General features: G+C 35.7%; 10 protein-coding genes and 3 pseudogenes. 1 reads left to right on the plus strand and 12 read right to left on the minus strand.

What is annotated here, in order from left to right; translation table 11 throughout:
* Positions 1–415: 415 nt before the first annotated feature.
* The 10 genes and pseudogenes from BANA01_RS30715 to BANA01_RS30505 all read right to left on the minus strand — a co-directional run.
* The gene (locus BANA01_RS30715; RefSeq protein WP_268875117.1) at positions 416–544 is read right to left on the minus strand and encodes a hypothetical protein; all 129 of its coding nucleotides are present in this window, start codon (positions 542–544) and stop codon (positions 416–418) included.
* A 184-nt stretch (positions 545–728) separates the two neighbouring features.
* A pseudogene (gene arsC, locus BANA01_RS28190) lies at positions 729–1,152 on the minus strand (arsenate reductase (thioredoxin)).
* Positions 1,153–1,334: 182 nt separating this feature from the next.
* A complete protein-coding gene (locus tag BANA01_RS30500) occupies positions 1,335–2,318 on the minus strand; it encodes a hypothetical protein (RefSeq protein WP_235847261.1) in 984 nt (327 codons plus the stop codon).
* Positions 2,299–2,862: a sigma-70 family RNA polymerase sigma factor gene (locus BANA01_RS28200; protein WP_034674527.1), complete on the minus strand. Its 564-nt coding sequence runs from the start codon at positions 2,860–2,862 to the stop codon at positions 2,299–2,301. The genes BANA01_RS30500 and BANA01_RS28200 overlap by 20 nt, the downstream gene beginning before the upstream one ends.
* Before the next feature lie 357 nt (positions 2,863–3,219).
* Positions 3,220–3,735: a hypothetical protein gene (locus tag BANA01_RS28205; protein WP_034674525.1), complete on the minus strand. Its 516-nt coding sequence runs from the start codon at positions 3,733–3,735 to the stop codon at positions 3,220–3,222.
* A gap of 566 nt (positions 3,736–4,301) precedes the next feature.
* Positions 4,302–5,000, minus strand: a complete 699-nt coding sequence (locus tag BANA01_RS28210; RefSeq protein WP_034674522.1) for a DUF4352 domain-containing protein — start codon at positions 4,998–5,000, stop codon at positions 4,302–4,304.
* A gap of 84 nt (positions 5,001–5,084) precedes the next feature.
* Positions 5,085–6,476, minus strand: coding sequence for an alkaline phosphatase family protein (locus BANA01_RS28215; protein ID WP_063255599.1), 1,392 nt, complete (start codon positions 6,474–6,476; stop codon positions 5,085–5,087).
* 642 nt (positions 6,477–7,118) lie between these two features.
* The gene (locus BANA01_RS28225; protein ID WP_034674530.1) at positions 7,119–7,826 is read right to left on the minus strand and encodes an SDR family oxidoreductase; all 708 of its coding nucleotides are present in this window, start codon (positions 7,824–7,826) and stop codon (positions 7,119–7,121) included.
* Between the two features lie 61 nt (positions 7,827–7,887).
* The gene (locus BANA01_RS28230) at positions 7,888–9,054 is read right to left on the minus strand and encodes an MFS transporter (RefSeq protein WP_063255601.1); all 1,167 of its coding nucleotides are present in this window, start codon (positions 9,052–9,054) and stop codon (positions 7,888–7,890) included.
* A 49-nt stretch (positions 9,055–9,103) separates the two neighbouring features.
* Positions 9,104–9,217 (minus strand): annotated as a pseudogene (locus tag BANA01_RS30505) (SDR family NAD(P)-dependent oxidoreductase); the annotation flags it as partial.
* 173 nt (positions 9,218–9,390) lie between these two features.
* On the opposite strand from BANA01_RS30505, the gene BANA01_RS28240 reads away from it, so the two are divergent.
* The gene (locus tag BANA01_RS28240) at positions 9,391–10,299 is read left to right on the plus strand and encodes a LysR family transcriptional regulator (protein WP_034674532.1); all 909 of its coding nucleotides are present in this window, start codon (positions 9,391–9,393) and stop codon (positions 10,297–10,299) included.
* A gap of 259 nt (positions 10,300–10,558) precedes the next feature.
* On the opposite strand, the pseudogene BANA01_RS28245 reads toward BANA01_RS28240, so the two are convergent.
* Positions 10,559–11,013 (minus strand): annotated as a pseudogene (locus BANA01_RS28245) (NUDIX hydrolase).
* 422 nt (positions 11,014–11,435) lie between these two features.
* Entirely contained in the window at positions 11,436–11,729 is a 294-nt protein-coding gene (locus BANA01_RS30510; RefSeq protein WP_235847263.1) for a histidine phosphatase family protein, read from the minus strand.
* Between the last annotated feature and the right edge of the window lie 138 nt (positions 11,730–11,867).

An 11,867-nucleotide genomic window follows, 5' to 3' on the forward strand; every position in this document is an offset into this window, starting at 1 on the left:
TTTTTAAACCTACGTGTTGTTAAATTTTTTTATTCGTTAAATCAATTTTTTTTGATTAATATATCAATATTATTTAATTAACTGGAGGGGTCCATCATGTATTTTAATGAGTACGAAAAATTGCAATTAATGAAATTACGCCAAAAGGAAGTTGAAAAAAAGGCTACAAAATCTTGGCAAATGTATGTCATACAAAAGGAATCTTTTTTGCAAAGGATGATATCGAGATTTAGAACCAGAAGGGATACCACCATCATAAAAAACAATTGTGAGTGCGTGTGTTGTTAAGATTTAATGCAAATAGAGGTTGCCAGATAGACAGTTAACCATGGCGGTATGTTGAAAATAGAGTATTACTTTTATATCTAAATTGAGTCAGGATTTAAAAAGTAAAAGGACCTTAAAAGGTCCTTTTCTAACCACATCTACCTGTATTACCTATCATTGAAATACCTTGTCCATTTCCACTTCGATCAAGAATAAGGTTTTCCGTATTTGGTTCAATGATAGGGTCAATTGCTACCTTTATTTCATTGATTGTCACGATAATATCATCTTCTTCTACACCATTCAGGCGCAGCCCGATCCTTGGCTGCCCTCAGCCATAGCCATCAAAAAAGATACGAATGCAATCAGTATTTTGTTCTTTGAACATTTTTTTAAACTCATCACGAGCTTCGCCAGTGATTCTCATGTCCATTTCCTCCTACTGTATGACTTATTAATCATTACTCGCCCGTTTCAGCAAAACGCTTAATCCGGCCACCAATTTCATCACGAACCCTTTGGAAGAATGCCCATTTTTCCTCTTCGCTCCCTTCGGCTTTTGCAGGGTCATCGAATCCCCAGTGTACTCGCTTTACATGCGGAGGGAGTTACTGGGCAGTGGTCTGCTGCGTGTCCGCATAAGGTAACCACTAAATCTGCATTGTTTAGAATTTCAGGATCGATAACATCAGAAGTTTGGTTCGATATATCAATTCCAGCCTCTTTCATCACTCTAACTGCGTTAGGGTTTAATCCATGAGCCTCAAGGCCAGCACTTTTAACTTCCCACTCATCACCTAAATGTTTCTTTGCCCATCCTTCGGCCATTTGGCTGCGGCATGAATTTCCTGTACATAAGAAGTAGATAGTTTTTTTGTTTTCCATGATGAATACCACCTTTTATTAGTTAGTTTTAGGCCGCATGTTAATGATGAACACCCTAGCAAAAAGCCAGGGTGTTGGCCAGGTCTCTTTCTCTTCTGATATCTTCGGTGTCGTAAGCGCTGTACCTACTATAAACAGCCGTTCCGCTTCCAATTCACTATGCTTATGGAAAACATGGATACCTATTTTACAAATAAAACCACGTCAGCATAGAATTCACCATCCAAAACAACTTCGTAACGCCACAATCCACTATATGGTACTTCGAAAGTGGCGGTAAATCGTTCTAACGTAGCGTATCCTGCTGAAGGTTCATTCATTATAGTCGGGGATACAGCTGTAATTCTTTCCGATGTTTCTTTGTGATAAGCATAAATGGCTAATTCCTTCCCCTTAAAGGTTTCGAATGATGCAGTAAAATGAAACAAATAACCAAAAGGTTTCCCTGCTTCAAGAAAAGGATCAGGAGCCACTGACAATAATGTTACTCCATCTTTTACATATTCATCATGGGATTTCCAATCTTCCTTTGGTTCATCATACACCCGAACAAACACAGTGCCAAAAAGTTCATTACCGAAATATGCATCTAACTTCCACATTCCACTCTTGGGTAGTGACATCAGAGACGGGGTGTGTCGGTCTGCTCCGTTATTTGGACCGCCTACCTCTATACCTTCCAACACATTTATTTGTTCATTATCATTTTCATGTGTGGCCACTACTTTTAATTTGCCTTTAAATTCTTGATCTTCTCCCCAAAAGTGCCACATATACTTTTGAGTTTTATTTGGATAAAATCTTAATACTTCATTATTATCATAAATAAAGCCTAAACGCTGTTTTTCACCAATCATGGTGTAACCACCCGATTTAAATAAAGAACTTTCTTTCCAACTTTGAGTTTGTTTTTCGGCATTTTTATCTTTTACTTCATTAACTATACTGCCAGACCACTTTTCTCCTATCGATAGATCGGCAACAATGATTAAGAAAACTAAGCTGAATACCGTTGTTAACAGTTTTGGAAACCACTCGAACCGGTTTCTCCTATTTGGATTCTTTACTGCTTTTCTAATTTTAGCTTTCTGCTCTTTTGTAAAATGAGTGCCCTTAAGTACAGTATCATCCATAGCTTTTCGAAGATTATTCAACTGTTCTTCCATAGAGTTCACTTCTTTCCAATGAATTTTTTACGAGTTTTCGCCCTCTATTTAGCCTGGTTTTGACTGTATTTTCATTTAGGGCTAGTAGTTCTGCAATTTCTGCTATGGACATCTCTTCATAATAGAAAAGAATAATGACTTCTCGATACTTTATTGGTAATGAAAGGACTGTTTGTGACAGTTTTTCTTTTTCATTATTCAACATCAACTTCATTTCTGGAGATAATTCCTTATGACTAAACTGTTTTAGCAAGTTATTGTTAAATATATATCTTTTAATAAAAGTGCTTTTTAACAGATCTTTTGAACGATTGATTGTTATTCGAAATATCCATGGTTTAAAATAAACGATTTTAGACACTTTATGATATTGGTTATAGCAAGTGATAAAAACATCTTGAACAACATCTTGTGCCAATCCCCAATCTTTAAGGTAGTTGAATGCTAACTTTGTTAATCTTTCACCATATTCTTGCATAATCAAATCGAGCCAATCGTCGATATTATTTTCTACAAAATTATCATCTTCTGTACTGTAAGCCATTTGCTCACCACCTTAATTTGCTATAGCTATAACGACATACAGTTATTAAAAGTTTCATTTTATTTCCAAAATTGTTTCGAAATTTATTTTAAAATGCATTTGTTGAATTGTCATATAGATAACCTGTTTTTAGAACAAAGCGATAAAACTAGGAATTAATGAAAGGACGCAATGTTATACTAGCCATCCTAACAAATCAAACAACGTTCCTCTTATATGTTCCTGTTGCATATAATACAATGGACTGCCCCTTTATTGGGCAGCCCACCTTTGGTGAATAAAACTTGATTAAGATTGGAAACATACTATGTATTCAATAAATGAGCTTCGGTGCAATTCCCCGAGTTCATATTTTTATTAAAGATCCCATGAGAGTTGTTCTATTGCTTTTTTCTTTGTTTGGGCAATTAAGTCTTTGCCACGTATCCCTTTATTATATCGTTGTAATAGTGTGGTGAGTCTTATGCCAGTTTCCTTTGACCAGCCTGATAAGGATTGGGTAACCCCATCGATTTCCACCTGAATGATTTTACGATTATATGCAAAAAGTTCTTCTCCCCTAATACCAGATTTGAAACGTTTACTAATAATGGTATTAGATAGTCCCTTTTCTTTAGACCATTCATTAATGGTCTTTGTTTGATTTCCAACCGTAATATATACTTTTTGAACTCCAACAGGCAATAATAAGTCTTTTTCTTCCCACCCCGACTCAATTCTATATCTTAACGCTTTGGGACCAATACCTGAAATCCGAGACCATTCCGCAATTGTCTTGGTTTCTCCGTTAATGGTAATAAGACGATTATTTCTTGTGTTGTTACCTTGCTCCTTATCTGATCTTTCTTCTGTATTATCATGTAATTTTCTCATATTCGTAAATTCTCCATAATGTCTAAACTAAAATATATTGAATTACTCTACTTTTCTTCTACTATATCAAATAGAGAGAGTTTGTAAATCATGGTAAAATTAAAGAAATTTACCGCAGTAGATTACTGGTTCTTAAAAATAATTAATATTACATATTTGATTTCCTCAGCCAACTCCAAATTCAAACTGAATTGCTGTTCTAGGAATCCATTCGGTATTAATGCAAATTCTTAAATAAACCGATTGCCATCTTAATGGACATCCCTTATTCCAACCAAACTGCTTCGTTAGTCAACAAGAAAAGCTGCCATAATGACAGCTCTATTCTTAAACTATTGCACCTGTTACTTTAAGTATATTTATTCACCCAACCTACTATATAGAGGCAAGTTTTTTTAAAAACGAAGCATACTCGTCTATTTAAGACTCTTGAGTATAGAGGATTGCAGCAAATCCCCCGAAAATTCAAAAAACAAAATCGCCATGAAACTGTTTGAAGGAGGATTATGGAAAAATGCCGATAAAATTAACCTCACAAAAAAACTCCCCGATCGAGCAGTGGGAGGTTAAAATTCAATTTTAATCTTTTCCGATTCGTTGATTTTTGTTTCTTCCTTACTAAAAACATCACTTGTAGTTAGTTCAATCCACTCAATGTTTTCTGCCTCTCCACCATTATGCGTTCCACTCTCCGCGGCATTGACAATAAAGCCAAGGTTACCTGACTTTGTACTATTCCCAGCAAGTTCACCGTTTAACTCTTCAAGGTAAATATCTTTTTCCCAATCAAATGTTTCCCCTGTGTTCGTTTTAAGAAACGCGATTGGTGCGAAATTGACTTTCTCCGAAGAGGTGTTTTTGATCTCCACGAAAACCTTAACAAAATCAAATTCCTCATCATGAGTTAGTACATGAAAATAATCAATCATACTATAATCCGGTCTTAAATGAATCTTTTTCATCTCTTTTACTGTCAATTCGATTGGGCCCACTTTATATGTTTGGTTAACTTGTTTAATGGCTTTTAAAATGGCTTCACCCTTTGAATCGGAAAAAGTTTGGCCAACTTTAAGAAGAGACTGGTCATCCGTTACCTGTGGATTGGGCTGATATTTCTTATTTGTTTCCTGATTCTCATTTTTTATTGAAGTCTCTTCTGCTTTTGTGTTCACAACAGTATTTTTTTCATTACTTACAATAGCAGCATTTGCTGAACAACCAACAAGGTATAAGGTTAATAATAGGAGATTTAGAGATTGCTTCATGGTGTTTCCTCCCTATGGTTTTATCTTCAAAAAAAGTTCCCGTTGCCATGAAGTGTAGCAACGGGATATTTAGCTTCTACTCTCTTATTTATCTTCGATTTTGATGTCATATTTTAAAACATCGAAGATATTTTTCGCAATATCAGTATTATCAATTTGCCCGGCAAATTTTTCACTTGAAGGTCCAAATGCATAGACAGGAACGTCTTCGCCTGTATGTCCGCCTGTTGTCCAGCCAGTGTGTGAACGTTTATTAAAGATATTTTCTATAGCATTGTCAATATCGAGAACTTTCTTTGCAGCCGCAGCAGTCTCCACAGATTGGATTTCTTCTGGTGTTAACGCAAGAACATTTTGATCAATATACTTTTTCAATGTTTCTTCAACACCTGCACCTTTCGCGATCTCCTCTGCCATGAAGTCAGGTGTACGCTTTGCTGCTTTGATTGGCTCTCCAAACCAATTATAGTTACCACCCGCACCGATGGAATATCCTCCAGTCGAATGGTCAGCAGTTGCCACTACTAGTGTATGCTTGTCCTTTTTTGCAAATTCAATGGCAGCTTTATACGCTTTTTCAAAGTCTTCCATTTCACTCATGGCACCGACAATATCATTGTCATGTCCTGCCCAGTCCACTTGGCTTCCTTCAATCATTAAGAAGAAACCGTCCTTATCTTGACTTAAACGAGAAATGGCTGCGTTTGTCATTTCTTCAAGTGAAGGGGTTTCCGCTGGACGGTCAATCATCTTTGGAAGTCCACCTAGTGCGAATAAACCAAGTATTTGTTTGTTCGTATCTTTAAGTAATTCGTCTTTGTTTGTTACATAGCTGTATCCAGCTTTTTGGAATTCTTCTGTTAGGTTACGATCATTACGAATGAAGTTGCTTACACCTCCACCTAACATAACATCAACTTTATGCTGACCATTTACCATTTCATCGTAGTAGTCATCTGCAATAGAGTTCATGTTTTTACGGCTTTCATTATGTGATCCAAATGAAGCTGGAGTTGCATGAGTGATTTCCGAAGTCGCCACAAGACCTGTTGCCTTTCCTTGTTCTTTAGCAGCTTCTAGGACCGTTTTTACTTCAGATCCATCATTGTCGACTGCAATGGCATTGTTATATGTTTTAATCCCAGCCGACATTGCCGTTGCTGCAGAAGCTGAGTCTGTTACGTTTTGTGCAGGATCTTCTGGATATGTCATTTGCTGTCCCACAAGGTATTGATCAAATGCTGTTTTTTCAGCTATTTTAGTGGAAGGATCATTTTTTAAATAGCGATAGGCAGATGTATAAGAAACTCCCATACCATCACCAATTAAGACAATCACGTTTTTGATGTCCGCATTATTAGTAGCCGGCTGTTTTGCCTTTGCAGGTGATATAGCACCCATTAAACTTCCGAATGCGACTGTTGAAAGAACAGCTACTGGAATTAGTTTTTTAGTAAACCTTTTTTTGTTTAACAATCTCGTTTCCCCCTAGTTGAATGTCAAAATCTTTCTTACAAAATACATTCTAAAACTAAATTGTTAAGTTGATTATAATAACTTGTAAAATTAGCATTAAGATTCCTTTACAAAAAATCATTGTGACTGTTTACTAGTTTGTGAAAGATTTGCCTCCCCTGATAACTTAATGTTTGAACAGGCAGGTGGCTATATCAGTTGTTGCCATTTTAAGACAATGAAAAATTAACTCGTCAAAAAATGTTTATCCCAATCATAATTGCCATTCTACCTAAAATAAATCCCTTCTATAACAAAAGGGATGCAATATCCTGCTCTTGTATCACAACTAACCTGAAATCCTTAGGATCAAAACACCTATAATCATTGAAAAGTTCATTAAGATTGGCATTTTCCCCATTTTAAAACAAGGCTTTTCCGATGGGAAAAGCAACCAAGTTATCCAATAAAATGATATTAACTTAATTAGTACGTTTTTTGTGGGATGTGGTTTTTGTTGGAAAAACATTAGTTGGTTTATTGCAACAAGAAAAGCTGCCATAATGACAGCTTTGTTCTGTTATTCTTGTACCCCACAGTACAGTTCTTCACATTCTTTGTTTAATTTAAAAAGCATGCCTTAGATCATTTGTCCACATAATATTACCACTCGATTCTTTTTCCATCTCTGAAGAATTCCCCGTTAGGTCCTTCAGGTCCAACAGTCGCTAACCAAAGGATAGACTCAGCTGCTTGCTTCGGAGTTCTTGGAGCAGATGGTCCACCCATATCTGAGCTCACCCATCCTGGATCGACCGCATTTATTTTGATATCAGCATTGATTTCTGCTACTACCAATCGTGTTAATCCATTTAGGGCATATTTAGACAACTTATAAGCGCCTACTCCTGCATATGACAATTCGTTAATTGCCCCATATTCTGAGGAAACATTAATAATTCTCCCATAACCTTTTCTTTCCATAATGGGAATAAAGGAACGGATTACATGATAAACACCAAAGAAATTAGTTGCCATTGTTTTCTCCAGTATGTAAGGATCCATTGCCAATAACTTTTGATTCTTATCTAAATACACGCCAGCATTATTAATCAATACGTCTAACTTCCCATACCGCTCATTTACTATATGTGCAGCTTGGCGGATGCTTTCTTGATTATCTACATCCAACACCACAAACGAAACGTCAAGATTGGATTCCTTAAGTTTTTCCGCGGCTTCATGACCCGCCTCTGGATCCCGACTTGCCATAATGACCTTAAAACCTTTCAACGCCAATTGTTTGACCAGCTCAAATCCAATTCCTCGATTTCCGCCGGTGACAAGCGCAACTTGTTTATCCTGAGACATATACATCCTCCCTTTCTCGTCTTTGATTGAAAGTATCTAAAAATCCTAATAGAGATTTACCTTATGTGGAGAGTTGTTTTGAACTATACATATAATTTCTTAGTAAAATAGTTACCAACGCTAGTAGTAATGATAGAATTCCCACTAGCACAACGTATTGTGTACCCATTTCTGATATAAATAACCCGCCTATAGCTGCACCAAATGTTGTTCCTAAGTTAGCGGATGTTAGAAATAATCCATTAGCAAAATCAGGAGTTTCTGGAGCTGCCGACATAATCCAATACTGAGTGATATTACCCCCAATACCAGCCAATATTCCCCAAATTAAAGTAATGACCGCCATAGGTACAGTAAACTCTCCTGTGAAAAATAATAGGATATAAACTGCACCCAATACAAAAGGATAAGATACGACAAATTTCTTCGCATTATTGGTTAGTATCTTCCCTGCTACTACGTTTCCAATAATATTGGCAGCTCCATAGATGAATAACATTAAACTAATAGAATACGAAGACATATTCGTAACAGTTTTCAGATACTCAGCAAGATAACTATAAACCCCAAATACGGCAGAATTTAATAAAATGACAGTCACGATGGAAAGCCAAGTAATTGATTTTTTTAATACCGATATTTGAGCTCTGTAAGAAAGTCTTTCCTGAACCGGCATAGTTGGAACAAATAGTAACGTAGCAATGAATGCTATAGCATTTACAACAGCAAAGAAACCAAGTGCCATTTGTAAAGAAACTGTACTAGCAATAAAGCTTGAGACTGGTACACCGATTACCATACCGGCAGATACTCCTATAAATACTTTAGCAACCGCTTTTGGAGCTTTTTCCTTACTAACTGAGGCTGCAGCTACTGAAAAAGCTAAAGAACAATAAATTGGATGAAAAAAGGCTGGAATGATACGAGCCATTAATAGAATGGTAAAATCAGATGTAAAAATGGATACGATGTTCCCAAAAACGAAAACACCTAGTACAAGTAACATGACCTTCTTCCGATTAATCCCCGAAAACAATAACGGCATCGTTGGACCAGATACTGCAACCACCAGGGCAAAAATACTCACCAGCCAGCCGGCTTTTGAAACACTAATACGAAAGTGTTCAGCAATATCAGGTAATATTCCAATAACACCCATTTCTGTATTTAAAATGCCGAAGACTCCAATGGTTAATATAAATATGAGTAAGTTATTTTGTTTTTGCAAAGAAGTACCTCTTTCTTTCATCGACTTTTTCAATATGAACAATGAAATGACGAACCGCGATGACTAGCTTTGCTCCTTCTTGTGCCAGTTTCTTGGTGGTTGCTTCACCAATTCCACTTGATGCACCCATAATGACAACAACTTTATTTTGAAAAGTAGACATATTAAATGACACCCTTTCTTAATCTTGTTGAACTAAATAACTTCAACATTCTTCGTGTATTTATTTTAGCTTGCTTTTTGTACAATTCCTATTACTTATATCTCATATCATGATATGCTTGATACGCATATCACAAAGACTTATACTAAAACATTATAAAGGAGGAGTTACATGTGGAATTAAGAGTTTTACGCTATTTTCTTACTGTTGCAAGAGAAGGTAGCATGACTGCTGCTGCTGAATTTTTGCATGTGACACAACCAACGTTGTCAAGACAATTAAAAGACCTTGAACAAGAATTAGGGAAAAAACTATTTATTCGCAGTAGTCACAGTATCATTCTTACAGATGAAGGAATGCTCCTGCGAAAAAGGGCAGAAGAAATTGTTGAAATGGTTGATAAATTAGAAACAGAATTTAGTTCTATGGAAGAAACCATAAGTGGTGATGTTTACATAGGTGGTGGGGAAACAGAAGTCATGAGACACATTGCGCTAGTAGTAAAAGATTTGCGCTCCACTTACCCAAATATTCGATATCACCTTTACAGTGGAAATGAAGACGATGTGACGGAACGACTTGATAAGGGACTTCTTGACTTTGGTATTTTAATTCAACCGGCTGATTTATCGAAATACAATTATATTGATATCCCTGGTAAAGATGTTTGGGGTGTTGTGATGAGAAAAGATAGTCCTCTTGCCTCGAAAAACACCATTCAAGTAGTGGATTTATTAAATGTTCCGGTGATTTGTTCACGACAGGCTATGAAACAGACGTTTTCTAAAAATGAATTTGCAGATTGGTTTGGTGAAGATTTTGAAAAATTAAATGTCGTGACTACCTATAATCTTGCCTATAATGCTGCCATTATGGTTGAGGAGGGTATTGGTTATGCAATAACACTTGATAAATTAGTAAATACGTCAAACGACAGTAACCTTTGTTTTAGAACGTTAGAGCCAAAACTTGAATCTGGCTTAAATATTGTTTGGAAGAAGCATCAGGTTTTTTCTGTTGCTGCTGCTATGTTTTTAAAAGAAATTCAGGCGAAATTTACAAATTCATTATCAAATGTCTAGGGATCATTTAGTGCCTCTACCATGTACGCGTGGCAGTTCCAAAAGGCATTAGAGTTTTGATAACAACAGATTAATTTTAAAATAAATAATAGAAAAAGCTGATATTTCCTAATATGGAAAATCAGCTTTTTCTAACTTTGTGAAGGAATATACTTAAACTAAACTGCACGTTAGTTCAACAAGAAAAATGACCGCAATAGTGCAGTGATCATTTCCTGAATCCTATATGTAACTCAAACACCTCGTTTAGTAAGGTATTTTACTTAATTTGTTTATGGAATATATTAATAGGGTGGTAACTTTTATTAACAAGACTATGTGCTATTTGTTTTATAACACTTGGATTGCGAAGTTCATTATCGTTAGACTTTACTATATCACTCACCTTCACCCAGGTACTGTCTATAATTTCATCTTCTTCAAGATTTATGGAACCCCCAGTAACACGTCCTATAAAATGAAACATAATAACTTGGTCTTGAGAACTACTAATAAAGTTATAAATACCAGTTGTACTTGTAAGTTCCACTTCTAGTCCCGTCTCTTCTTTCACTTCTCTTCTAGTTGCATAAAGGATGTCTTCTCCCGTTTCAATTCGCCCACTTGGAAAATTCCATTTATTTATTACATTTGGTTTGTTTTCTTTTATCATTAGACTTTTTCATCTTTTATTATTGAAACACTAACAACTAAAACAATAGGATTATCAGTCATTTTTTCTCCTTTATATTTAAATTTAATGGTTATTCTCAACTACCTTTTCGCTTCCGATTAACCGCTTTCCTTCTTCAACAAACCTGCAACGTTAGATGAACAAGTAAAAAGACCGCTCAGCGATCTCATCTTTAACTATTACCCCCGTAATTGAAAAAGGAAAACGTCATAACAACTCCAATGCTTTGCATCCCTTTTTCTCGTACCTTTCCAGCCCTTTTTCTGAAACTCTTTAGCAATTAACATATTAAAAAAAACGTGTCCAACTAATACCACTGATTTATATTCGTTAGCATAGTCAATTAGCTGTTTTGATGCCTTATTTGCCCTAAATTTTGCTTGATTCAAAGACTCACACTCGTTTGAATAGCCACTGAACCATAGTATTCTTAATACAATCGCCCAGATTCTTGGCCTTAACTTTACATTAAATGATTGTGATGATTTAAAAGGTAACCAGTTTCTCGGAATAAAGGGTCAGAAATGATTTTCGTTACTTCATTTAATAATCTTGCTGACTCAACAGCCCTTTTTAATTCACTCGTAATAATGATATTTGCAATTGAAACTTTTTCAAGGGTTTCCGAGGGATATGTTGACTCTTCAAACACTCCAAGGTAATCATACTTTTCAACCCAATTCTTAAATTCAAAACCAGTTATTTTATCATTTTCAGTTAGTTGTGATTTTCCGTGTCTAATCAATGATATTTCCATAATACTTTTCCTTAAATTTGCACGTTAGTTACTTACTTACTTATTACTATTAACTGTTATTCTATAAAAGAATTAAGGAATCCTTCTTCAACCAACCTACTTCGTTAGCTAAATAAAGACATTTTGCCAATAACTTGC

The sequence above is a fragment of the Neobacillus niacini NBRC 15566 genome (assembly GCF_001591505.1).
In the GTDB taxonomy this organism is placed as follows: domain Bacteria; phylum Bacillota; class Bacilli; order Bacillales; family Cytobacillaceae; genus Neobacillus; species Neobacillus niacini.

Excerpts from the sequence above, each read along its gene's own strand:
- BANA01_RS30500 (WP_235847261.1), bottom strand. The coding sequence starts at position 2,318 with ATGGAAGAACAGTTGAATAATCTTCGAAAAGCTATGGATGATACTGTA.
- BANA01_RS28200 (WP_034674527.1), bottom strand. The coding sequence starts at position 2,862 with ATGGCTTACAGTACAGAAGATGATAATTTTGTAGAAAATAATATCGAC.
- BANA01_RS28205 (WP_034674525.1), bottom strand. The coding sequence starts at position 3,735 with ATGAGAAAATTACATGATAATACAGAAGAAAGATCAGATAAGGAGCAA.
- BANA01_RS28210 (WP_034674522.1), bottom strand. The coding sequence starts at position 5,000 with ATGAAGCAATCTCTAAATCTCCTATTATTAACCTTATACCTTGTTGGT.
- BANA01_RS28225 (WP_034674530.1), bottom strand. The coding sequence starts at position 7,826 with ATGTCTCAGGATAAACAAGTTGCGCTTGTCACCGGCGGAAATCGAGGA.
- BANA01_RS30510 (WP_235847263.1), bottom strand. The coding sequence starts at position 11,729 with ATGGAAATATCATTGATTAGACACGGAAAATCACAACTAACTGAAAAT.